We start from the raw sequence: 24,227 nt of genomic DNA, 5'->3' as shown, positions 1-24,227 counted from the left end.
TGCCTCTGATAGTTTCTTATAGCTTCTTAAATGCAGTTTTCGCTGCAGTGATGATCTCTTCTAAAACTGCATTGTCGTGAGTAATCGAAGTAAATCCAGCCTCATACGCAGATGGTGCTAAATATACCCCCTGATCAAGCATCAAGTGGAAGAATTTCTTAAACGCTTCGATATCAGTTTTAGTCACTGCCTCAAAAGAAGTTGGAACCTCATTCGCAAAATAGAAGCCGAACATCCCGCCAACGCTACTAACCGCAAATGGCACGCCTGCTTCATCCGCAGCCAGTTTTAAGCCAGCCATCAGTTTTTCAGTTTGCCCAGTCAGACAGTCGAAGAAACCTTCTCGAGAAATAATCTCCAGCGTCTTTAATCCTGCTGCTACGGCTACTGGATTACCGGACAAGGTACCCGCTTGGTAAACGTTACCCAAGGGGGCAAGTTTGGACATGATTTCTTTTTTACCGCCAAAAGCAGCCATCGGCATGCCGCCGCCCATAACCTTGCCAAGACAAGTAAGGTCAGGAGTGATGCCTTGTAGGGATTGCGCACCACCCAAAGCAACTCTAAAACCGGTCATCACCTCGTCGTAAATTAATACACTGCCGTGCTGACTTGTTAGCTGACGCAGTGTCGATAGAAATTCCTTTGAGGGCTTAATGAGATTCATATTGCCAGCAAACGGCTCAATAATCACCGCAGCAACCTGATCACCCTGCTTTGTAAATACTTCTTTCAGGGCTGCTACATCGTTATATGGCAATACCAGTGTGTGCTTCACTAGATCATTAGGAACACCCCCAGATGATGGTGCATTTTGAGTTGAATCTGCAAAGGTCAAGAGGCCAGAGCCCGCTTTCACCAAAAGACTGTCGGCATGGCCGTGATAGCAACCTTCAAATTTAATAATGAGATCGCGACCGGTAAAGCCACGTGCAAGACGCAGAGCGCTCATGGTGGCTTCGGTTCCACTCGATACCATTCTTACTTGCTCAATACTGGGAACCAACTGGCAGATGCGTTCCGCTAATTCAATTTCACCTTCGGTAGGAGCGCCGTAGCTAAAGCTAGTTTCTGCAGCCTGCTTTACTGCTTCCACTACCTCTGGATTCGCATGGCCGGCGATCATGGGACCCCAAGACATAATTAAATCAATATAGCGCGTACCTTCAGCGTCCCAGAAATAAGGTCCTTTAGCTTTAGCAACAAAACGTGGTGTACCACCTACCTGACGAAAGGCGCGTACTGGAGAATTCACACCCCCAGGGATTGTTTTTTGTGCGCGCTCAAATAAGATGTCATTTTTTCCCACGATACTTTTCCCGATTTAGCTATTGAATTTAAATATTGTCTAATTAAATTGATCTATTAGATCGCCATCATTTCAAAGTCTTCTTTGCGTGCACCACACTCAGGACAGGTCCAGTTCATGGGCACATCTTTCCAAAGTGTGCCTGGAGCAATACCCTCTTCAGGTACACCTGCAGCTTCGTCATAGACCCAGCCACAAATTAAGCACATATATGTTTTAAATTCCATTACCGTCTTCCTTATCTATTATTTATTTTAAATCGGATGCAGCATCACGTTTTTGATGCATCTCGAACTTAAACAACCTGCATTCTAGAGGGCCATTAAATAAAGGGGTGCGCTTAGACTCTTTGATACGCAACTGTCCTGGTAAGGCCATATCCGCGGTTAATACAAAGACATTCCAGCCACCAAAAGCATCCTTCAGATGCTGGCCAAATTGCCTTAAGAACTCTACAAATTTTGGATCTTGCTCTTCTTGAGCTTGTAACTTTTTGAGAGACTCACGGCTAGAGCGTTTAGCGCTTTGACGCCCTGTTTCCAGATTAAAGGCATAGCGATCTTCCGGCTCCTCGGCTTGCTCATACTCGTCTCGCTCTATATCACCACCCGTAGCGCGATCTTGACCTCGTCCACCCTTGATGACTAAGCGTTCACCATAAGGCGGGTTCAATAGCATCACCCCATTTTGAGCATTTGCTGGCGGCCTACTTGCTAAAGCATCAATTTGACGCGTTACTGGCAACCCCGGCAACTGAGCCCGCTGCCAGTTACCCTTAAACATGGCTACCAAGCGCTCATTAATATCGCCACCACTAATACCCAAAGACTCTGAATCTGGAAACTGTTTACGCTTCTCCATCATTTCAGCATGTGCAGCGTCTTTTAGAGAGACCCAGCGCTTTTGTTCAGTAGACTCATTGAATGGTTTGAGTCGCTGAAATCCAAAGCCATGAGCAGAAGTGACTAATGGGCGATAGGCCAAACGACTCGGCTTAGCATCATCACCATACATCCCCGCTCGAATAGCCCCTGGCGGAATGGCCAGCGCCATTTGCGCGGCCTCAACCAGAAAGGTGCCACTACCGCACATCGGATCAAATAAAGTTTGCGTAGGCTTCCACCCAGTAATGGACAAAATACCTGCTGCAAGATTTTCTTTTAAAGGTGCGTCACCCTTTTCATCACGCCAGCCACGTTTGAATAAAGCCTCACCAGAAGTATCCAAATAGATCGTGGCATGAGTTGCCGTGAGATGAGCCTGTACCCGCACATCTGGAAATGCGGTATCAATACTTGGACGATCACCAGTCACATCACGGAGGCGATCAACAATCGCATCCTTAACCTTCAAGGTCGCGAAATTCAAACTCTTTAATGGGGAGCGATGCGCCGTGACATCAACACGTAAAGTTTGTTTAGAAGAAAACCACTCTTCCCAAGCTAAACCACTAGCCAACTTATACAAGTCTTCTTCCTGGCGGTATGGCGATTCCGCCATCTGGAGCAATACTCGACTGGCAATCCGTGAATGTAAGTTCAATGCCATAGCAGCCGATATTGGCGCCGCCAAACCCACTCCACCTGTAGGGCTCGTAGGCGTAGGATCAATCACCCAAGCACCCAAGGCTTTACAGTCGGGACGCTGCGCAATACTTGCTAGCTCTTGTGCAAGAGGTACTTCCAGTCCACCTGGACAAACAACAAAAAATCTCATGAGGCTAGCAATCTAAAAAGGATGAAATAAAAAATTAAGGCTTAATTACAACTAGAGCTGTCACGATCAACAGGAGGAGGACTGGTGCTTCGTTAAACCAGCGATACCAAACTCCTGAATGGGTATTAACACCATTACGGAACTTTTTGAGCAAACCCCAGCAAGCATGGTGATAGCCAATCACTAGAAGTACAAAGAACATCTTGGCATGCATCCACACTTCGCCTGAACCTATTTTGAAGTGCAACCATAAAGCAAGACCTAGCAATACGGCCGGTACTGCCAATATGGTCATAAATCGAAATAAGCGATTCGCCATTCCTAAAAGGCGCGCGTAGACCTCGGGGTTTTTTTCATCAGCCAAGTTCACAAAAATACGCGGAAGATAAAACAAGCCGGCAAACCAAGAAGCAATTAAGACAATATGAAAAGTCTTGGTCCACAAATATGCATTACCCATGATCAATTATTTCCGTTCTATTATGAGACTAGATTAAGTACGCATTTAAGTACGAATTTCGCCATGACCTATGACGATGTATTTGAGAGAAGTCAGACCATCTAGACCAACAGGGCCACGAGCATGCAGCTTGTCATTCGAGATGCCAATTTCGGCACCGAGCCCATACTCAAAGCCATCTGCAAAGCGGGTGCTGGCATTGACCATTACGCTGGCACTATCGACCTCACGCAAGAAACGATTGGCCCGCGCTTGATTATTGGTAATGATGGCATCGGTATGTTTACTGCCATATTGCTCAATATGGCCCATTGCCTCATCCATATCGGCAACAGTCTTAATCGACAAAATTGGTGCCAAATATTCTGTTTGCCAATCTTCTTCAGTGGCGTTGACTAGGTCTTTAAAACCGGCTGCCTCAAGAGTATTTCTGGTTTGGTCATCGACGCGCAACTCCACACCCTTGTCTTGGTATATCTTACAAAGCGCTGGCAACACTTGAGGTGCAATCGTTTTGTTGACCAAAAGTGTTTCCATCGCATTACAAGGCGCATAGCGCTGAGTCTTGGCGTTATCACAAACCTGGATTGCCATTGCGACATCCGCATCTGCATCAATATAGGTATGGCAAATGCCGTCCAAATGCTTAATCATTGGTACGCGCGCTTCTGCCATCAAGCGGGCAATCAAACTCTTGCCACCGCGTGGCACGATCACATCAATATATTGGGTCATAGTGATCATTTCGCCAACAGCAGCGCGATCTGTAGAGCTCACAACCTGCACCGCATCCTTGGGTAGATTGGCAGCATCCAAACCTTCCTGAATCAATTGCGCCAACAAGGTATTTGAATCAATCGCCTCTGAGCCACCGCGCAAAATAACGGCATTACCTGACTTAAGACATAGTGCAGCAGCATCAATCGTCACATTCGGACGAGATTCATAAATAATGCCGATCACACCTAGTGGCACTCGCATCTGTCCAAGTTCGATACCAGAAGCCTGCTTTTGCAATGGGGTAATTTTTCCAATCGGATCTTCTAAGGAAACAATTTGCTCTAATCCCAATGCCATAGATTCAATAGTCTTTGGCGTCATGGTGAGGCGATCAATAAATGCCGCATCCTGACCATTGGTTTTGGCGCGAGCAACATCCAATGCATTCACTCGAACAATTTCTTCGGAGCGCTCACGAACTAACTTAGCAATATGCAATAGCGCCTGATTTTTTTGCTCGCTTGATGCCCGCGCCATTGCACGCGATGCCTGACGAGCACGTCGGCCAATATCTTGCATTATGTGTTGAATGGTATTTGTTGAATTACTCATATATTTACTATGTCAAAATTAATATTGTTTTATCTAGCGTAATAAATTACCCACTAAGCGCAAACCATCCCAAGGGTCTGCTGGTAATTCTGCCGCATGCAATCCCTTGGCCTGACGATCTAAACCTGCAGCCACCTGCATCGCTCTGCGCAACTTTAAAGGCTGTACCCGTTTTAGCGCCATAGGATATAAACGCTCCTTATTGCCCCAGATGCGGTTAGCGCGCATTAAGTTCTGTACAGACTCCCCAGCATCACTTGCAGCTTTTAGTTTCGATAGTATCCGAAGCTCTTCCGTCACGCTCCATAGAATCAAAACTAGGGGCTCACCCTCACCTTTAAGGCCATCTAACATACGATTGAGGCGAGACAGATCACCAGCTAGCATTGCTTCAGTCAATTCAAAGACGTTATAACGAGCCACTTTCAAAATAGCTGACCGAATTTGTTCCTCAGTAAGAACGCCAGCAGGATGCAACAAACCCAACTTCTGAATCTCTTGATGAGCGGCGATGAGGTTTCCCTCCACCTGCTCAGCAATAAAGGCTAAGGCGCGTTGGCCGTCTGGGCCCGACTGCACTTCTTGGCCCTGCTTCTTTAGGCGACCCGCAATCCACTGCGGCAATTGCGTGCGATCCAAGGAATCCAATTGAATCGCCATACCCGCCTCATCCAAAGCGCTAAACCAAGCAGAGGTTTTGGTCTTGCCATCCAATTTAGGCAAGATGATGCAAAAAATCGTATCTGGACCATCAGACCCTAGCGACTGAGACTCGATTTGAGCGGAGAATTGCTTGAGCGCATCTGCGCCATCACGACCCGGCTTACCTGTCGGTATGCGTAACTCAACCCAGCGCTTATCTCCAAATAAAGACATGGTCTGACCAGCACTTAAAAGAGCACTCCAATCAAACCCGCGCTCTTGTAATAAAACTTCACGATCGGTGTAACCCATTTTTTTGGCAGTGGCACGCAACTGATCCATCGCCTCCATCATCAAAAGGGGCTCATCACCACTAAAAATATACAAAGGATTTAATGAAGCCGCAGAGTTAAGCGACTTCAAATGAACCTGTAGGGCGTCGCTCTTAACCATGCGATTGGGTCGTCATTCTTTAAAAGCTTCGAGCCTGTGGTGCTCGGGCAGATGCAGAAACACGACGCAGAATTTGAACGGCCAGATCTCTGCGCATCAAAGATAAAAATTGTTGTATTTGGACATCGGTCGCTAAAACGGTCGATACCGAGAAGTCCATATCGCGAGTCATATAGATTTCAGCTTCAGGCACTACATCTGCTCCAGAATTGTCGTACGCCCTAAATCCAACCCGAATATTTAAGCGGTAAGCAGAAACCTGACCATTCGAGTTATATGCCAAGATCTCACGGCCATTTAGATCGTTGGTAACCTCTAAGATAAGATCAGCATCTTTAGGGTTAATCGCCACCTTCGCATCAGTACCAGTCAAGATAGCTGTTTGCAAATCAGCGCGCAAAGGAGGTGATGGATTACCAGTAATTGCAATAACCTTAAATGGCAAATCGACCATGCCACGCAAACGATAGCCGCAGGCAATCAAACCACTGACTGGAACCAAGGCTAGAAACCCCAGCATAGTACGTCGAAGGTGATTTACGCGCATGTGTTTAGTTTCTATTCAAAATAAAGTGTTAGCGATCTAAGCAACAATATTAATCAAGCGACCTGGAACCATAATCACCTTTTTAGGTGCAGCGCCGTTTAATGCTTTTATAGCAGGCTCGCTTTGTAATGCCAAAGCCTCAATTTGCTCTTTAGTGGCATCGGCAGGCACTCTTATATCGCCACGCAACTTGCCATTAATTTGCAACATGATGGTCAACTCAGTTTGAATCAACGCAGCTTCGTCCACCACAGGCCATGGCGCATCCAAAAGAGTACCAAAAGATTGATCGCAGCCAATCTCATTCCAGAGGGCATGGGTCAAGTGAGGCACTACTGGGTAAAGCACCCGAATTAAGATACTTAAACACTCACGCAATACTGCTGGGCGGATAGAGCTCTTGTCACCTAATTTCACGGGCTCTAAGACATTGAGCATCTTCATTGCTGCAGAAACTACCGTGTTGTACTGGCGACGCTGATAGTCAAAGTTTGCCTGCTTCAGAATGGTATGTACTTCACGACGCAATTCTTTTTCTGCATCATTTAAATCGCCTGGCAACACTTCACCAGCAGCACGAATTGCATCCGCCTGACTACTGGAATACATCCAGACACGGCGCAAGAAGCGTGATGCACCCTCTACACCTGCACTGGACCACTCAAGTTGTTGCTCAGGAGGAGCTGCAAACATCACAAAGAGGCGCGCAGTATCGGCGCCGTATTGATCAATCAAGGCTTGAGGATCAACGCCATTGTTTTTACTCTTAGACATCTTCTCAACGCCACCAATAATGACTGGCGTGCCAGAAGTATCGCCTTTCAGCTTGGCACTTTGAGGACGACCTTTGTCATCGAGCTCGAGCTCAACATCTAAAGGATTCAACCAAGTTTTTTTACCAGATGCTTCTTCAGAGTAGTAAGTCTCATTGAGCACCATCCCTTGCGTCAATAAGTTTTGGAAGGGCTCATCAAAAGTAATGAGATTGAGATCACGCATGACCTTAGTCCAGAAGCGCGCATAGAGTAAATGCAAAATCGCATGCTCAATACCGCCAATGTATTGATCCATTGGCATCCAGTATTCATTACGCTCATCGACCATCGTCTTCGCGTCTGGACCGGTGTAACGCATGAAATACCAAGAAGAATCCACAAAGGTATCCATGGTGTCAGTCTCACGACGCGCAGGCTTACCGCATTTTGGACACTTGACATTGAGGAAGTCGGCACGTTTATTGAGTGGGTTACCACTACCATCTGGCACGCAATCTTCCGGCAGCACTACTGGTAAATCTGCCTCAGGCACTGGGACCGCTCCGCAACCAGGATTATGCTCATCGCCACAATGAATAATCGGAATCGGCGTTCCCCAATAGCGCTGACGAGAAATGCCCCAATCACGCAAACGATAAGTGGTTTTGATTTCACCAATATCCATTTTCTCTAAATCTTTGGCTACTGCATCCACGGCCTCTTCATGCGATAAGCCATCGTACTTACCGCTATTAAGACAAACGACATCATCCTTTTGGGCATACCAATCTTGCCAATGGCTAGTATTGAATATTTCTGATGGAGTGCGCAAAGCAATCACTTGCTTAATCGGCAAGTCGTACTTGAGAGCAAATGCAAAGTCCCGCTCATCATGCGCAGGCACACCCATCACGGCGCCATCGCCATAAGACATCAAGACGTAGTTACCAACCCAAACTGGTACCGGCTCTTTAGTTAGTGGATGCGTCACATATAAACCTGTGAACATGCCTTCTTTTTCTTGAGTAGCTAGATCAGCTTCAATCACGCTACCCGTTTTGCATTTCTCAATAAATGCAGCTAACTCTGGATTATTAGTAGCCGCTAATGTTGCCAGTGGATGCTCGGCTGCAACAGCGCAGAAAGTAACACCCATAATGGTGTCAGCACGCGTTGTAAATACATACAGCTGACCATCTTGAACAAAGTTACCGTGCGCATCAGCAATCTCATGCTTAAACGCAAAACGCACACCACGACTCTTACCAATCCAATTTTGCTGCATGGTCTTCACACGCTCAGGCCAACCTAAATTATCTAGGCCAGACAGTAATTGTTCTGCATAAGCAGTGATATTGAAGTAGTAGCCTGGTATTTCACGTTTCTCGACCAATGCACCAGAGCGCCAACCGCGCCCATCAATCACTTGCTCGTTTGCTAATACCGTTTGATCGATTGGATCCCAGTTCACAACTTGGGTCTTGCGATAAGCAATACCTTTTTCAAGCATCTTTAAAAAGAGCCATTGGTTCCAACGATAGTAATCGGGACTACAAGTAGCCACTTCGCGCGACCAATCAATTGCAAGACCCATCGCCGCCATTTGCTTTTTCATATAAGCAATGTTGTCGTAGGTCCATTTAGCCGGGGGCACTTTATTCTGAATCGCCGCGTTTTCAGCGGGCATACCAAACGCATCCCAACCCATTGGCATGAGTACGTTGTAGCCCTGCATACGCAACTGTCTGGCCATCACATCATTAATGGTGTAGTTGCGAACATGTCCCATATGCAACTTACCGGATGGGTAAGGCAACATAGAGCAGGCATAGTATTTTGGCCTTGGCTTACCGGAAGAATCTACTGCGTTCTCGGCCACCTTATAAGCTTGCGCACTTTCCCAATCAGCGCGTGCTGCAGCTTCAATACTGCGGTGATCGTAATCCTTACTCATTCAATACAACTCTTTTCTTCTATTCTGTTTTACTGAAAATTCACTTACGCAGTCCAAGCACATCTTGCATGTCATACATGCCAGAGCTTTGACCTTGCAAGAAGCGTGCAGCGCGCAACGAACCTTGTGCATAAGACTGACGACTAGAAGACTTATGGCTAATCTCAATGCGCTCACCCTCGCCCGCAAATAAGACAGTGTGATCACCCACAATATCTCCACCTCGAATAGTGGCAAAACCAATCGAGCCCACTTTGCGCTCTCCGGTGTGACCTTCGCGTGCATATACCGCAACATCTTCCAATTTCTCACCAAGCGCATCCGCAATCACTTCACCCATTCTGAGGGCGGTACCTGATGGGGCATCTACCTTGTGACGGTGATGGGCTTCAACAATTTCAATGTCATAGCCCTCGTTCAACATCTTGGCAGCGATCTCTAGCAACTTAAATGTAGCATTCACGCCCACACTCATGTTTGGCGCAAATACGATAGCTAAATTTGCAGCGGCTTTCTTCAGGCTGTCAATTTGTTCTGGGCTCAGGCCGGTAGTACCGATAATCATTTTGGTGTTCGTCTTTTGTGCCACAGCCAAGTGCGCCATCGTGCCCTCGGGACGAGTGAAGTCAATCAAAAACTCAGCACCACTTAAAGCCTTCGTAATATCCGATGTAATGGCTACACCAGTTTTTTTACCTAAGAACGCGCCCGTATCTTCACCAAGCAAAGGGCAAGACTCATGCTCCAGCGCACCAACAAGCTCAGCATCCGTGCAATTGAGCACAGCCTCGATCAACATTTTTCCCATGCGGCCGGTTGCACCAGCAATTGCGATTTTCATCATTTGTATCTTCATTTCTTATTCAAGGTTGCCGAAAAACTTCACTCGACATCAACACAACAATTATCTTTATTTAACTTCGCTAGCCTGCGGGACATTGAGTGCACCAGGGCCTAACTGTTGAGGCACCGGCTGAGCATCTGGCGACTTTTTTGAAAAGCTAAAAAAGTCCCAAAATGAACTGCTAGCAGGAGCAGCGGGCACTGTAGCCCCGGCGGGCAAATTATTAGTTGGGCTAGGAACCAGTAACTCTGGCTGCTGCAAAGGTGGAGTTACTGGAGGCTTGTTCGATCCCGTCATCACATCCCAGAATGAGCGTTTGGTTTTTGCATAGCCATCAATTTCAGCAACCAACTCAATATCGGTTGGCAACGCATCGCCTTGGAACTTAACTAACTTATCACCTTCGAAAAATACGGTGACGCGACGCTCTTTACTCATTTTCTGATTATCACGTTTAAATTCAAAAACGTAGTCCCAGCGATTTGCATGGAAATAACTTGCCAGCAAAGGTGTACCTAGAATTTGACGCACTTGCTCACGACTCTGCCCCACTTGTAACTTGGCGTATTGCTCACTCGAAATAAAGTTGCCCTGCACCACATCTGGAACATACGGTCTAAAGACTTTATTCATCCAGGCGCGTTGTGTGTCATCAACAGCGCTGGTGCAGCCAGTAGCAATCATTACCGAACTCACTGCAGTAATGACCAAGCCGATCCGAGCAAGGTCAAAAACCCTAAAAATGGAGTTCAATAGACAGGTAAAAAGTTGAAGGCAATTTTGCATGGCAGGCCGTATCATTAAGACATTGATTTTAGCTCCCAAACCCTGAATATGAACCAAAACCCGACTCCAGCAGATTTACGCGATATTGGCCTTAAGGCAACCGGTCCACGCATGAAAATCTTGGACTTTTTTCATCAAAATGGTGGCACGCACTTTAGCGCCGAAGACGTCTTTATGGCCCTGGCCAAAGATGACAAAGAAATTGGTTTAGCCACGGTTTATCGAGTGCTCACCCAGTTTGAGCAAGCAGGCCTCTTACTCCGTAGTCATTTTGAGTCCAGCAAAGGTGATGGCAGGGCAATTTATGAACTGAACGAGGGTCAGCATCACGACCACTTGGTCTGCCTCGATTGCGGTCATGTTGAGGAGTTTGTAGATGAAGCTATCGAGAAAAGACAGCGCGATATTGCTAAAAACCTCGGTTTCAAGCTCCAGGAACACTCTTTAGCCATGTATGGTCACTGCCAAAAGAAGAATTGTCGCAATAAGCTAAAGTCCTAATTCAGGAAAATAAGAGCAAATAACGAAAAAAGACCTCAAATGAGGTCTTTTTTGCATATAAAGCAAGATTTTAAGAACTTTTAACTTTAAAACCCCATCTATCTACTTACTTTACAGCCATTAATGCTTGGGCAGCATTCAGCATTTGGACTGAATAACCCCACTCGTTGTCATACCAAGCTAAGACTTTGACCAGCTTGCCATCTGCCGACACGCGAGTCTGGGAAGCATCGTAAATACTCGGGCGTGGGTCGTGGTTGAAGTCGATGGATACCAAAGGCAAGGTATTGAATCCCAAAATGCCCTTCAATTCGCCTTCACTGGCTGCCTTGAGGATAGAGTTCACTTCATCCACACTAGTAGCGCGGCTGGCAGCAAACGTTAAATCCACAACAGAAACATTAATGACGGGTACGCGCATTGCAAAACCATCGAAGCGCCCTGCTAAAGCTGGCAATACCAAGCCAACTGCTTTTGCAGCACCTGTCTTGGTTGGAATCATGCTGGTCACAGCAGAACGCGCACGGCGCATATCCTTGTGATACACATCGGTTAAAACCTGATCATTAGTAAACGCATGAATCGTGGTCATCAAACCAGATTCGATCCCAATTTTTTCTAGCAATGGCTTTACCAATGGAGCCAAACAGTTAGTCGTACAGCTTGCGTTAGAGACCACGATATCGCTTGGCTTTAGAACTTGTTGGTTCACACCATAAACAATGGTGGCATCTACATCTTTTTCACCTGGAGCAGAGATCAATACCTTCTTCGCGCCCTGAGAAATATGCACCATGGCTTTTTCTTTTGAGGTGAATTTACCTGAGCACTCAAGTACTAAATCCACACCCAACTCACCCCAAGGAGTTTCCAAAGGATTGCGAGTAGAGAACATCTTGATGCGATCGCCATTGACTACCATGCAATCGCCATCTACTTTTACTTCGGCAGGAAAGCGGCCATGTGCAGAATCATATTGCGTTAAGTGCGCATTGATGTCGATATCACCCATCGCATTAATTGCGACGATTTTGATATCGCGCCTTGGCTTGCCATTGACTTGATCTTCATACAATGCACGTAAGACCATACGACCAATACGACCATAGCCGTTAATTGCGACACGAATTGTCATTCCATTTCCCTTGCTAATTTTGAATTCTTAAATAAATACTGTGTTTCTGATCGTTTCTATTTCTTTGTAATACACTGCTTCACAGTTTTTGAGATCTGATCCACAGTCAGGCCAAAGTATTCGTAGAGCACTGGCGCTGGCGCAGACTCACCGAAAGTATCAACACCATGCACAGCAGCACAACCATACTTCCACCAGAAATCACTTACGCCTGCTTCAACAGCAATTCGCGGAATATCCGCCGGCAATACTTTAGCTTTGTATGCGGAATCTTGTTGATCAAAGACTGTCGTCGACGGAATCGATACAACCCGAATACCAAAGCCTTCACCCTCTAAACGTTCTGCTGTTTGTAATGCCAAGGCAATCTCAGATCCCGTAGCAATAATCACCGCATCAATTTTGGATTTCTTGGGATCACGCAAAACATATCCACCACGTGCAATATCCTTTACTTGCTGGCTATTGCGAGAGACAAATGGGCAATTTTGACGACTGAAGATCAAAGCGCTTGGGCCATGCTTACGCTCAATTGCAGAGCCCCACGCAACTGCACTCTCAGTGGTGTCACATGGACGCCACACCATTAAATTCGGAATGAGGCGCAAGCTTGCTACATGCTCAACAGACTGGTGGGTTGGGCCGTCTTCACCCAAGCCAATAGAGTCATGCGTAAAGACAAAGATGCTACGTAACTTCATCAATGCAGCCATGCGCAATGCATTGCGACTGTAATCGGAGAAAGTTAAGAACGTTCCGCCAAATGGAATATATCCACCATGCAAAGCGATGCCGTTCATGATGGCACTCATACCAAATTCACGAACACCGTAATTAATGTGATTACCCCACTGATCACCACGTACGGGCTTGCATGAAGACCAGTTCGTTAAGTTCGATCCTGTTAGGTCGGCAGAGCCGCCCATAAACTCTGGCAATGCAGGCGCCAATGCCTCGATGGCATTTTGACTTGCCTTACGAGTAGCAATTGTTTCTGCTTTGGTTTCACAAGTTTTTAAATAGGCATCTAAAGTCTTAGAGAAGTCTTTGGATAAATCGCCTTGCATACGGCGCTGTAATTCAGAAGCCAATTCTGGGTATTTATTTTTGTAGGCTTGGAATTCTTTATTCCACTCATGCTCAGCAGCTTGACCACGCTTCTTGAAATCCCAAGCTTCGTAAATATCGTTTGGAATTTCAAACGGTGCATATGGCCAGTTCAATGCAACACGGGTTGCAGCGATTTCAGCTGCGCCCAATGGTGAGCCATGTACCTTGTCACTACCGGCCATATTGGGGGAGCCCTGACCAATCGCAGTCTTGCAACAAATCAAGGTTGGCTTATCACTCTTCTTCGCCTTGGCAATCGCGCTCGATACCGCTTCTACATCGTGACCATCCACCGCACGAATCACATTCCAGCCATAGGCCTCAAAACGCTTTGGCGTATCTTCGTTAAACCAAGAAACTACTTTGCCATCAATCGAGATGCCGTTGTCATCCCAGAGTGCGATGAGTTTATTGAGTTTGAGCGTGCCGGCCAATGAACATACTTCATGACTGATGCCTTCCATCAAACAACCATCACCTAAAAACACATAGGTGTAGTGATCCACAATATCGTGACCTGGGCGATTAAATTCCCCTGCTAATAATTTTTCTGCCAGCGCCATGCCAACCGCGTTTGAAATACCCTGACCCAAAGGACCCGTAGTGGTTTCTACTCCAGGAGTAATTCCATACTCAGGATGTCCAGCAGTTTTGCTGTGCAACTGACGGAAGTTTTTTAACTCGCTCATCGGCAAGTCATAACCAGTGAGATGCAATAAGGAATACAACAGCATCGAGCCATGGCCATTGGATAAAACAAAACGATCACGATTCATCCAATGCGGATCCGTTGGATTGTGTTGCAAATGTTCATTCCACAGACCGACTGCAATATCAGCCATACCCATTGGCATTCCAGGGTGTCCGGAATTGGCTTGTTGAACTGCATCCATGGATAAAGCGCGAATGGCATTTGCCATACGAATTTGAAGGTTTGACATCGTAAATTAGGTCTCGAGAAAATTAATTAGCTATATTTCGGTAATGCCTCAATTTTATCTTCCCGGCCCATGGGAAAACCAAAAGCCAAATACCCTCACCCCTGAGCTCGCCCATCACTTGCGCGTGCGCCGCATCCAAGTCGGTGAATTTTTCCCCATCTTCGATGGAAAAGGCCAAGTTGCCCAGGCCAAGTTGATCTCACTCACCAATAAATCAGGGGAAGCCGAGCTAAGTGATATTCGCCAAGACACGCATCGTGAGAGCCCTTATGCCATTACCTTGGCGCAAGGTCTGGCTGGAGGCGACAAGATGGACTGGGTGGTTGAGAAGGCCATAGAGACTGGCGCTCAGGTCATTACACCCTTGCAATGCGAGCGCTCAGTGATCAAATTAACTCGCTCGAGTGACGCTGAACGCGCTCAAAAACGCCTTCTCCACTGGGAGGGTATTGTTCAGGCGGCCTGCGAGCAATGTGATCGTACTGTCTTAGCTACTGTAGAACCCGTACAAAGTTTTGCAAGTTATCTACAGAAGCCACAAAAAGCCAAACTTAAACTACTTTTAAGTCCTGATACCGATAAAAGCCTGTATTCCGTTTTGCTTGATAGCTTGCCGCAGGATGTTATTTTGATGATTGGGCCGGAAGGTGGGCACTCCCCAGAAGAGGAGGCGCAAGCTCAAGCAGCGGGTTATCAACTAGTTTCTCTAGGAGATCGTGTATTGAGAACCGAGACTGCTGGAATTGTGGCAATTACTGCTGTTCACAGCATTTGGGACCCAGAAATGCAAAATCGCCTCAAATAGTGGCGATTTTTATTGTTTTACTGTCTTACTGCTTCTCTCGTTAAAACGAGTGATTAGGCAAAAGAGTAGAACACGCGATACGGTGTGCGGCGCTCGGACCAGAAGTCCACGGCATCACGGAACACATCAAGCAGGGTCTCGCGAGCTTCTTTGTCAAACTTCTGAGTACAAGGCAAGCCTTCGAGCACCACTACGAAGCCTGGCTGGGGGCCTGACTTATCAACAGTAGTGGTCAAAGCATCCAATAAAGGATCGAAATTCTTAGCTTGTTGCTTAGTGAAGGTGTAAGCAATCGCAATTGCCTCTAAAACTTCACCTTTAGTCATCGCATTTGCACAATTGGCGTAAATGAAATGCTGGCCAAGTTCAGTGGCTGCCTCCTGAAGGTCAGGAGTACGAAAAGCACGAATAGATTGCACGATATTAGGGCGCACACTGCGCAACATTGCCGGCGGTCCGGCATCGCGAACGGCCAAAGCGGCACGCCAAGAAGCTGTCACTTTTTTCCCCGAAACTTGATTTGCTGCATAGGTTTGTAAACGAGATAAACCGCCCTCGGCATAGATATTGGCAGCAGATGACTCGGTTTCTAGTCGATCGTTGCTATCCCAACTTTCAGCCCGACTGTGTTCGTCGAAGCCTACTGTAGTGCCGTTTTCAGAGCGATTATTCATGATGGATGCTAGGTTACCCTTAACACGCCATCAAATCAAGCCCAATTACAGTGCATTTTATATAAACCATTGATTTATATAAAAATTATTTATGTTAGTTAATACCAACTAACATAAATAAAAGCCTAACCCTAGGGCTTAGGCTTTCCCCCTAGCGTTGCTTGCTGCCTCAACTACCGCCAAAGTCGTCACATTGACGATACGACGCACTGTAGCTGCTGGCGTCAAAATATGAATTGGCTTAGCAACCCCCAAGAGTAATGGTCCGATTGCAATACCGTTACCCGCAGCGGTCTTCAATAAGTTGTAAGAAATGTTGGCAGCATCAATATTTGGCAGAACCAACAAATTAGCATCGCCTTTTAATGGTGATGAAGTAACCGCACCAGCGCGAATGGTTTCATCCAAAGCGCTATCACCGTGCATTTCACCATCCACCTCAAGAGCGGGATCTGCTTTTTGAATCAAAGCCAGTACGTCACGCATTTTGACTGCGGATGGGGCGCTACTAGAGCCGAAATTAGAATGAGACAAGAGTGCCACCTTAGGTGCTATACCCAATTTACGCATTTCGTTTGCAGCCATCAGTGTGAGCTCAGCTAATTGCTCTGCTGTTGGATCGATATTCACATGGGTATCTACCAAGAACACTTGGCGACCAGGCAAAATTAATCCAGACATCGCGCCATAAACATTAGCGCCCGGCTCTTGACCCACTACCTCATCGATGTACTTCAAATGGGTTGCTAAGTTGCCAACGGTTCCGCAGATCATGCCATCAGCCATACCTTTGCTAATCATGATGGATCCGATCAAGCTATTGCGGCGACGCATTTCTAACTTGGCAAAAGATTCAGTGACGCCTTTACGCTCAGTCAAATCTAAATAGGTTTGCCAGAAATCACGGAAGCGTGGGTCGTTCTCTGGGTTTACGATATCAAAGTCTTCACCCGCTTTAATGCGTAATCCGAACTTGTCAATGCGATGCTCGATTACCGCAGGGCGACCAATCAAAATTGGTGTAGCCAAATGCTCATCGACAATGATTTGTACTGCACGCAATACACGCTCATCTTCACCTTCGGCAAACACGATGCGCTTTTGTGCGGCCGGTACTCGTTTGGCAATACTAAACAATGGTTTCATCAAAGTACCGGAGTGGTACACAAATTGTTGCAACTGATTGCGGTAAGCATCGAAGTCTTTAATTGGACGTAGCGCCACGCCGTCCTCCATTGCTGCTTTAGCAACAGCAGGCGCGATGACGGTAATCAAACGCGGATCAAACGGTTTCGGAATTAGATACTCCGGACCAAAAGACAAGTTCTCAATGCCGTATACCGAGGTCACTATTTCGCTCTGCTCTGCTCGCGCCAACTCCGCCACAGCCTTTACCGCTGCGACTTCCATGCCACGTGTGATGGTCGTAGCACCAACGTCTAATGCACCACGGAAGATAAATGGAAAGCACAACACGTTATTCACTTGGTTTGGATAGTCAGTACGACCCGTTGCCATTACCGCATCAGGACGAACTTCCTTGACCTCCTCAGGCAGAATCTCAGGAGTTGGATTTGCCAGGGCATAGATCAATGGCTTATCAGCCATCTTCTTCACCATCGATTGCTTCAGAACACCGCCAGCTGAGAGGCCTAGAAAAATATCAGCGCCTTCAATCACCTGATCCAAGGTACGCAAATCAGTTTCTTGGCAGAACGGCTCCTTCTCAGGATCCATTAATTCTTGACGACCTTTGTATGCAACACCAACTAAGTCAGTAACCCAAATATTCTTACGTGGGATTCCAAGGTCAACCAATAAATCCAAACAAGCTAATGCAGCAGCGCCAGCACCAGAGGTGACTAATTTCACATTAGCAACATCTTTACCGACTACTTTTAAGCCATTCAGAATCGCAGCAGCAACCACAATCGCAGTTCCATGTTGGTCATCATGAAAGACCGGAATCTTCATACGCGCTTGCAACTTGCGCTCGACGATAAAACAATCTGGTGCTTTGATGTCTTCTAAATTAATACCACCAAAGGTGGGTTCGAGGGCTGCAATGATTTCAACTAATTTATCTGGATCGTTTTCATTAATTTCAATATCAAAAACATCAATGCCAGCAAATTTCTTAAAGAGAACTGCTTTACCTTCCATCACTGGCTTACTAGCCAATGGTCCAATATTTCCGAGGCCCAATACTGCCGTACCGTTGGTGATCACGCCGACTAAATTACCTCGAGCTGTGTATTTGAAAGCATTGGCGGGATCTTTAACAATCTCCTCGCACGGCGCAGCAACGCCAGGCGTGTAGGCCAGGGCTAAGTCACGCTGATTGGTTAACTGCTTCGTTGGGGCAATTTCAATCTTGCCTGGGGTTGGGAACTCATGGTAGTGAAGAGCTGCTGCCCTTAAATCTGCTATTTGCTGTTCTTTACTGCTATTGCTTGGTTTGCTCATCAGTTCACTCATCAATCAGACGTATTTAAGCTCTAATTCTATTCCTCTCAGATGGAAGAGTCCCAAGAGCCATAAAATAGGGCATGCAATCTCAAACCCCCTCGCTTGGCGAATTTGATCTGATTCAGCGTTTCTTTCAAACGCAGTCAGAACTCATGCTTGCCAATAAGCCTGGCTCAGTAAAGCTGGGAATTGGTGATGATTGCGCCCTACTAAAAACCGACCCTGCTGAGGAGCTTGCCATTACCAGCGACATGTTGGTATCTGGACGACACTTTTTTGCAGATGCCAATCCAGAGTGGCTAGGCTGGAAAGCGTTAGCAGTCAACCTCTCAGACCTAGCAGCAATGGGTGCTAGGCCACTCGGTTTCACACTCGCACTGGCACTACCGGAGGCGAATTCAGCTTGGTTAGAAGCCTTTAGTAAAGGTTTATTTGCAATCGCCAATCAATTTTCTTGCCCCCTCATTGGTGGCGATACTACCGCCGGTCCACTCAATATTTGCATCACTGCTTTTGGCAGTATTCCAAAAGACAAAGCCATTCGTAGGTCTGGGGCATTAGAGGGTGATGACATTTGGGTTTCAGGAGCCCTTGGTGATGCCCGACTTGCTCTTGCTGCACTGCGTCATGAACTTGAATTAGAAAGCGGGGATTTGGAAGCGATTGCAGTACGCATGCATCAACCCATTCCTAGAGTCCAATTGGGCATTGCTTTAAGAGGTATTGCCAATTCTGCTTTAGATGTCTCCGATGGTCTATTGGGTGATCTGAGGCATATCCTCAGGCAATCAAATAAAGATGCAGAAATCTTTTTAGAGCGTATACCTAAATCTACAACGCTACGCAAACAGTCGCCCACTATTCAGAATCAATATGCAGCGAGTGGCGGAGATGATTACGATCTGTGCTTTACTGCGGCAAGCAGTGCAAGAGATACGATCATCAAAATCAGTAACGAGCTGCATCTTCCACTCACTCAAATTGGCAGTGTCAAATCCATGCAGCACTCAGCACCCGAGATACACATCATCGATAACGATGGAAAAGAAGTAAATTCTCAGCAAGCAGGTTTACTGCTGAAATCTTTTAATCACTTCGCATGAATACCCAAACCAATTCACCAGACACCTCCACATTGACCCCCAGCTTCAAGTGGGTGTTTGCTAAGCCTAGTCGCGCCCTAGCGTTTGGACTTGGTAGTGGTTTAGCGCCATTTGCACCTGGCACTTCAGGAACACTGTGGGCTTGGGCTATTTTCTTATTGGGTGATTACTTTCTATCAACTGTAACGTGGTGGTGGATCATTGGCCTAAGCATTGTTCTGGGTTGTTGGATTTGTGGGCAAGTCAGTGAAGAGTTAGGGAAAAAAGATTTTGGTGGCATTGTGCTTGATGAAGTGGTCGCTTTCTGGCTTGTATTGATATTTATCATGCCAGCAAACTTATGGATACAGATTTTGGTATTTGCACTATTTCGATTCTTTGATGCCGTAAAACCCGGTCCGATCGGAATGATCGATCGGCACTTTAAACATTTAGAGGATAGTGATCCTTCTTCTCCATCGAGCTTTACCGTGGTGTTGTGGCGTGGTTTTGGAATCATTGCAGATGATCTTGCTGCAGCATTTTTTACGCTTCTCACAATAGCGCTTATACAAATTGGGTTGGGCTATCTCTCATGAAAAATAATAACGATCCTCAGCATGAACTGGCGAGAGCAGTTGCCCTAGCTCTAATAAGCCGAGGTTGGAGAATCGCTTTGGCCGAATCCTGCACTGGCGGCCTTGTCTGCGCGACACTGACAGACTTAGCAGGCTCAAGTGATTGGCTTGAGCGCGGCTATATCACCTATAGCAATGCCGCAAAATCTGAATGTTTAGATGTTCCAGTGGAAATCCTTGAATCTTTTGGCGCAGTCAGCGAACCAGTTGCCAAAGCGATGGCTGAGGGAGCGCTACGCAATGCCAATGTCAATGCAGCCATCTCCATTACTGGTATCGCTGGTCCAACAGGTGGTTCAATAGAAAAGCCAGTTGGTACCATCTGCTTTGGCTGGGCGATTAAAGAAAATATTGGGCATGATCTTGTTAATACTGTCACCCTGACCAAACTCTTCAACGGTGATCGTCAGGTAGTGAGAGAACAAGCGTGTGATTTTGCACTCTCTCAATTTTTGGAGTTACTTAAACCAAAAAACGCCTAACAAGGTAGCACTACAAAATTAGCGTGAGCTCAGCCAGCCCTTGTGGCGGAAGTAGCCCAATGGAATCATCGCTGAAATCACCATAGAAATAATGGCAACTGGATAACCCCAGGTCTGCTCTAGTTCGGGCATATAACGGAAGTTCATTCCCCACACACTCGCTAACAAAGTTGGCGGCATTAAGGCAACTGATACCACCGAGAAGATCTTGATGATCTTACTTTGGTTCAAATTAATAAAACCAACCGTCGCATCCATCAAGAAGTTAATCTTATCGAATAAGAAGGCAGTATGGTTTTCTAGTGAATCAATATCTCGCAAAATCTGACGTGCCTCTTCCTGCTGCTCATCAGACAATAATTTGCTGCGCATTAAGAAAGACAATGCACGGCGGGTATCCATCACATTACGACGAATACGCCCGTTCGTATCCTCTTCCTTGGCAATAGTTTCAAGTACCTCTTCCGCATCGTTATCGGTGATGTCATCTTGCAACACGCGCTTACCTGCTAGCTCGAGATTTTCATAAACCTCTTCCAAAGCATCCGCAGAATACTCAGCATCAGTGGAGTACAGGTCAAGTAAAACGTCTTTCGCATTACTGACTGAACCTGGACGCAAACGGGCACGCAAACGCACCAAGCGGAATACCGGTAAATCTTCGTCATGAATGGAGAACAAGACTTGCTTGGTCATCACAAAAGCAACTCGTACGTTGCGAGAAGTTTCTTCTTCGTCCAATAAGAAATCAGTCCGAATATGGAGGTGGCCGTCATCTGCCTCGAAATACCGCGCAGAAGCCTCTAAGTCACCCAAATCATCCAATTCAGGCAAAAGAACGCCAAAAGCCTCTTTAATCCACAGGAGTTCTTCCTCTTCAGGGTCAACTACGTCGATCCAGATAGGGTTGGAGTATTGCAACAATTCATTGCGATCTTCCACTTGCTCTTGAGAGAGGCGGCCATTTTGCAGGACGAACAAATTGATCATGGTGAACTCCTAAGGAATGGTCGCTAGTTTATCCTATGGATATAACAGTTTGACTAAAATAAGCTTAATCCCAATGAACTCTAGCTCAAATACCTTTACCCAACAACTACAGTCCGCGTGGGCTTCCCAAGGCAGTATGTTGTGTGTGGGCTTTGATCCAGATCCCAAGCGTTTGCCGGCTGTATTTCAGGGTAAGCCTGAGGGGATTTTTGAGTTCTGCCGCGAGATCGCTGATGCCACTGCGGATACCGCCTGCTCCTTTAAGCCCCAGTTCGCTTACTTTGCCTCCCAAAGAGCCGAAGCTCAACTCGAAAAGCTGACTCGCTACCTTAAAGATAAATACCCCCACATCCCCGTCATCTTGGACTCCAAGCGTGGCGACATCGGTAGTACGGCTGACCACTACGCCCTAGAAGCCTTTGAGCGTTATGGTGCGGATGCCGTTACCGTGAACCCTTACATGGGCTTTGACACGATCGAGCCCTACCTAAAGCACGCCGGTAAGGGTGTGATTGTTTTATGTCGCACCTCAAACCCTGGGGGCTCCGACCTTCAGTTCTTAAATGTGTCGCCTGATGGTGAACCCCTTTACCTGCATGTAGCCAAACTCGCTGCAAAACAATGGAATACCTCAGGACAAATCAGCCTCGTGGTTGGCGCAACCTTCCCCGAGGAAATTGCTCAGGTGCGAGCGATTGTGGGTGATATGCCTTTACTCATCCCCGGCATTGGCGCTCAAGGTGGCGATATCGATGCCACTGTTAAGGCTGGCGGTATACCCAATCAACCTGGCGTAGGCATGATGATCAACTCCTCTAGAGCAATCTTGTATGCAAGCTCAGGAAATGATTTTGCCAAGGCAGCTAGGGAAATCGCCATCGCAACGAGAGATGCGCTAAGAACCGCAAGCACCAAGTAACACTAGCGCGCTTTTGGTTTCTGAGTGGGTGCTAAAGCAACCCTGTCCATATTTTCCAGAATAAAGTCTTGCCGCGTAGGGAAATGAATATTGGCCTTGCGACAGTATTGAGATTTATCGAAACACTTCGGCGCCGGTAAAGCGGAAGCCAAAGCTGCAGCCTGTTCGCGATCAAGCGATGCAGGCTTAATGCCGTAATAATGCTGAGAAGCTACGCCAATACCAAAGATGCCCTCGCCCCACTCCACTGAATTTAAGTAGATTTCATAAAGACGTTGCTTAGGAAGTATTACCTCCAACAAACCGGTAATGATGAGCTCCTGCGCTTTGCGAAAATAATTCTGCTCGGATGAAAGAAATAGATTCTTTGCTAGCTGCTGTGTAATCGTAGAACCGCCACGCAAAGCATTTTTAGATTTACCACTACCCTGTTGATTGAGTTGTGAGTTTTTAGTCCAAGCTTTTTTCATATCCTCAACCCGGACACCCATATGCTGAAAGAAGATATCGTCTTCACTCACTAAAACAGCACGTTTGAGATTGGCAGAGATTTTGTCGTATGGCACCCAAGATGACTGCACCGGGCAAGACCAAGATAGGCCGCAAAGGCGCCAACGTTCAGCCCTCTGAAATGCAGTACTACTTGGATCAAGCGTTGCCCATAATCCAATCTGAATGACAAAGTACATTTGCATAGCAACAAAGCCACCCAGCAAACACTTCAGAAAGTAAGAAAGCCAGCGCATCGAAGCTCAGCTAGAAACTAGGAATTACGAAGCTCTGCCAATACAGCGCGAGAATCAATCGCATCAGCAAGCTGGGCACCACGCCAAATTAAGAAAGCATCTGCGGCTTGCTCAACCAACATACCTAAGCCATCACTGACCCTTGCACCGCGATGTAATGCTTGCTGCATCAAGGCAGTGACTTTGCCGTAGACCATGTCGTAGGCAAAAGACTGAGGAGTAAATACATTGCTTGCTGCGGCATCGCTAATAGGAGATTCATTTGACAACCCAGCAGCAGTAGCATTAATAATGAGATCAAAAGGAGATGCGGTCTTACTTACATCTTCCAGCTCGCCTAAAGTAACTGCAGTCAATACAACCTGTAGGGAGTGAGCCAAATCACTAAATAATTGAACTAAATCCTCGGCCTTGACATTGGATCGATTGGCAATAATTAACTCTGCCGGCGATTGCTCTAATAAAGGACCAAGCACTCCGCGAGAAGCACCACCCGCTCCCAGCAGTAAAATTCGGGAGCCTTGAATCTGAATACCTTGAGCCAATAGGTCTCTGACTAAGCCAGCACCATCAGTGTTATCACCAAAGATTTTTCCATCTTGAATGCGTAAAGTATTTACAGCGCCAGCAAGCTGCGCGCGCGGTGTTAATACATCTGCAAAAGCCTGGGCATCTAATTTAAATGGCACGGTGATATTCATACCCTTGCCACCAGCAGCAAAGAAAGTTTGCACAGCGGGTTTGAATTCACCAAGTTCAGGCTGTAAACGCCCGTAATGCATTTTCTGATTGGACTGCTCAGCAAATCGTTTATGAATAACAGGTGATTTGCTATGTGAGATTGGATTACCGGCGACCGCATAAACATCCACACCAGGAAATTGGGTGGGGTCTGTATGCAACTCAGCTGAAGTGGCTTGACTCATAGTGACTACAG

23 protein-coding genes are annotated in these 24,227 nt (G+C 46.6%); 6 read left to right on the top strand and 17 right to left on the bottom strand.

Annotation, left to right across the window (positions count from 1 at the left end):
- Nucleotides 1-16 precede the first annotated feature (16 nt).
- The 10 genes from hemL to C2747_RS01210 form a co-directional block, all read right to left on the bottom strand.
- Nucleotides 17-1,309 (bottom strand): glutamate-1-semialdehyde 2,1-aminomutase, encoded by a 1,293-nt coding sequence (hemL, locus tag C2747_RS01255; RefSeq protein ID WP_215331912.1) that lies wholly within the window; start codon nucleotides 1,307-1,309, stop codon nucleotides 17-19.
- Nucleotides 1,310-1,365: 56 nt separating this feature from the next.
- Complete coding sequence (locus tag C2747_RS01250; RefSeq protein ID WP_215331911.1) at nucleotides 1,366-1,536, bottom strand: rubredoxin; 171 nt, start codon at nucleotides 1,534-1,536, stop codon at nucleotides 1,366-1,368.
- Between the two features lie 22 nt (nucleotides 1,537-1,558).
- A complete protein-coding gene (locus tag C2747_RS01245; RefSeq protein ID WP_215331910.1) occupies nucleotides 1,559-3,025 on the bottom strand; it encodes a THUMP domain-containing class I SAM-dependent RNA methyltransferase in 1,467 nt (488 codons plus the stop codon).
- Between the two features lie 34 nt (nucleotides 3,026-3,059).
- On the bottom strand, nucleotides 3,060-3,485 hold the full coding sequence (locus tag C2747_RS01240) for a CopD family protein (protein ID WP_215331909.1): 426 nt from the start codon (nucleotides 3,483-3,485) through the stop codon (nucleotides 3,060-3,062).
- 45 nt (nucleotides 3,486-3,530) lie between these two features.
- Entirely contained in the window at nucleotides 3,531-4,817 is a 1,287-nt protein-coding gene (locus C2747_RS01235) for a glutamate-5-semialdehyde dehydrogenase (protein WP_215331908.1), read from the bottom strand.
- Nucleotides 4,818-4,850: 33 nt separating this feature from the next.
- Nucleotides 4,851-5,912 (bottom strand): DNA polymerase III subunit delta, encoded by a 1,062-nt coding sequence (gene holA / locus C2747_RS01230; RefSeq protein ID WP_215331907.1) that lies wholly within the window; start codon nucleotides 5,910-5,912, stop codon nucleotides 4,851-4,853.
- A gap of 19 nt (nucleotides 5,913-5,931) precedes the next feature.
- Nucleotides 5,932-6,459, bottom strand: a complete 528-nt coding sequence (locus C2747_RS01225) for an LPS-assembly lipoprotein LptE (RefSeq protein ID WP_215331906.1) — start codon at nucleotides 6,457-6,459, stop codon at nucleotides 5,932-5,934.
- Nucleotides 6,460-6,495: 36 nt separating this feature from the next.
- Nucleotides 6,496-9,168 (bottom strand): leucine--tRNA ligase, encoded by a 2,673-nt coding sequence (leuS, locus tag C2747_RS01220; RefSeq protein WP_215331905.1) that lies wholly within the window; start codon nucleotides 9,166-9,168, stop codon nucleotides 6,496-6,498.
- Between the two features lie 40 nt (nucleotides 9,169-9,208).
- Nucleotides 9,209-10,009 carry a 4-hydroxy-tetrahydrodipicolinate reductase gene (gene dapB / locus C2747_RS01215; RefSeq protein ID WP_215333017.1) on the bottom strand — a complete coding sequence of 267 codons (801 nt, stop codon included), beginning with the start codon at nucleotides 10,007-10,009 and terminating at the stop codon, nucleotides 9,209-9,211.
- A gap of 69 nt (nucleotides 10,010-10,078) precedes the next feature.
- Entirely contained in the window at nucleotides 10,079-10,798 is a 720-nt protein-coding gene (locus tag C2747_RS01210; protein ID WP_251374782.1) for an outer membrane protein assembly factor BamE, read from the bottom strand.
- A gap of 48 nt (nucleotides 10,799-10,846) precedes the next feature.
- Between C2747_RS01210 and fur the strand changes: the two genes are divergently transcribed.
- Nucleotides 10,847-11,299: a ferric iron uptake transcriptional regulator gene (gene fur / locus C2747_RS01205; protein WP_215331904.1), complete on the top strand. Its 453-nt coding sequence runs from the start codon at nucleotides 10,847-10,849 to the stop codon at nucleotides 11,297-11,299.
- Between the two features lie 106 nt (nucleotides 11,300-11,405).
- Here the strand turns inward: fur and gap are convergent, their stop codons facing one another.
- On the bottom strand, nucleotides 11,406-12,434 hold the full coding sequence (gene gap, locus C2747_RS01200) for a type I glyceraldehyde-3-phosphate dehydrogenase (RefSeq protein WP_215331903.1): 1,029 nt from the start codon (nucleotides 12,432-12,434) through the stop codon (nucleotides 11,406-11,408).
- A gap of 56 nt (nucleotides 12,435-12,490) precedes the next feature.
- Entirely contained in the window at nucleotides 12,491-14,485 is a 1,995-nt protein-coding gene (tkt, locus tag C2747_RS01195) for a transketolase (RefSeq protein WP_251374781.1), read from the bottom strand.
- Between the two features lie 43 nt (nucleotides 14,486-14,528).
- On the opposite strand from tkt, the gene C2747_RS01190 reads away from it, so the two are divergent.
- Entirely contained in the window at nucleotides 14,529-15,290 is a 762-nt protein-coding gene (locus C2747_RS01190; protein ID WP_215331902.1) for a 16S rRNA (uracil(1498)-N(3))-methyltransferase, read from the top strand.
- Nucleotides 15,291-15,343: 53 nt separating this feature from the next.
- Here the strand turns inward: C2747_RS01190 and C2747_RS01185 are convergent, their stop codons facing one another.
- The gene (locus tag C2747_RS01185) at nucleotides 15,344-15,964 is read right to left on the bottom strand and encodes a barstar family protein (RefSeq protein ID WP_015420405.1); all 621 of its coding nucleotides are present in this window, start codon (nucleotides 15,962-15,964) and stop codon (nucleotides 15,344-15,346) included.
- A 138-nt stretch (nucleotides 15,965-16,102) separates the two neighbouring features.
- Nucleotides 16,103-18,430: an NADP-dependent malic enzyme gene (locus C2747_RS01180; protein WP_215331901.1), complete on the bottom strand. Its 2,328-nt coding sequence runs from the start codon at nucleotides 18,428-18,430 to the stop codon at nucleotides 16,103-16,105.
- An 83-nt stretch (nucleotides 18,431-18,513) separates the two neighbouring features.
- On the opposite strand from C2747_RS01180, the gene thiL reads away from it, so the two are divergent.
- From thiL to C2747_RS01165, 3 genes are read left to right on the top strand one after another with little or no spacing between them, the layout of a single operon-like run.
- Entirely contained in the window at nucleotides 18,514-19,536 is a 1,023-nt protein-coding gene (thiL, locus tag C2747_RS01175) for a thiamine-phosphate kinase (protein WP_215331900.1), read from the top strand.
- On the top strand, nucleotides 19,533-20,114 hold the full coding sequence (locus C2747_RS01170) for a phosphatidylglycerophosphatase A family protein (protein WP_215331899.1): 582 nt from the start codon (nucleotides 19,533-19,535) through the stop codon (nucleotides 20,112-20,114). Before thiL ends, C2747_RS01170 begins: the two co-directional genes overlap by 4 nt.
- Nucleotides 20,111-20,635: a CinA family protein gene (locus C2747_RS01165; RefSeq protein ID WP_215331898.1), complete on the top strand. Its 525-nt coding sequence runs from the start codon at nucleotides 20,111-20,113 to the stop codon at nucleotides 20,633-20,635. Before C2747_RS01170 ends, C2747_RS01165 begins: the two co-directional genes overlap by 4 nt.
- An 18-nt stretch (nucleotides 20,636-20,653) precedes the next feature.
- On the opposite strand, the gene corA is transcribed toward C2747_RS01165, so the two are convergent.
- Nucleotides 20,654-21,625 carry a magnesium/cobalt transporter CorA gene (gene corA, locus C2747_RS01160; RefSeq protein WP_215305764.1) on the bottom strand — a complete coding sequence of 324 codons (972 nt, stop codon included), beginning with the start codon at nucleotides 21,623-21,625 and terminating at the stop codon, nucleotides 20,654-20,656.
- 73 nt (nucleotides 21,626-21,698) lie between these two features.
- Between corA and pyrF the strand changes: the two genes are divergently transcribed.
- Nucleotides 21,699-22,544, top strand: coding sequence for an orotidine-5'-phosphate decarboxylase (pyrF, locus tag C2747_RS01155; protein WP_215331897.1), 846 nt, complete (start codon nucleotides 21,699-21,701; stop codon nucleotides 22,542-22,544).
- A gap of 2 nt (nucleotides 22,545-22,546) precedes the next feature.
- Here the strand turns inward: pyrF and mtgA are convergent, their stop codons facing one another.
- Nucleotides 22,547-23,290, bottom strand: coding sequence for a monofunctional biosynthetic peptidoglycan transglycosylase (mtgA, locus tag C2747_RS01150; RefSeq protein ID WP_215331896.1), 744 nt, complete (start codon nucleotides 23,288-23,290; stop codon nucleotides 22,547-22,549).
- Between the two features lie 17 nt (nucleotides 23,291-23,307).
- A complete protein-coding gene (gene aroE, locus C2747_RS01145) occupies nucleotides 23,308-24,216 on the bottom strand; it encodes a shikimate dehydrogenase (protein ID WP_215331895.1) in 909 nt (302 codons plus the stop codon).
- Between the last annotated feature and the right edge of the window lie 11 nt (nucleotides 24,217-24,227).

The sequence above is a fragment of the Polynucleobacter corsicus genome (genome assembly GCF_018688255.1).
Lineage (GTDB): Bacteria > Pseudomonadota > Gammaproteobacteria > Burkholderiales > Burkholderiaceae > Polynucleobacter > Polynucleobacter corsicus.
The sequence above is the reverse complement of the archived record's forward strand: the minus strand, read 5'-3'. Positions and strand labels throughout refer to the sequence as shown.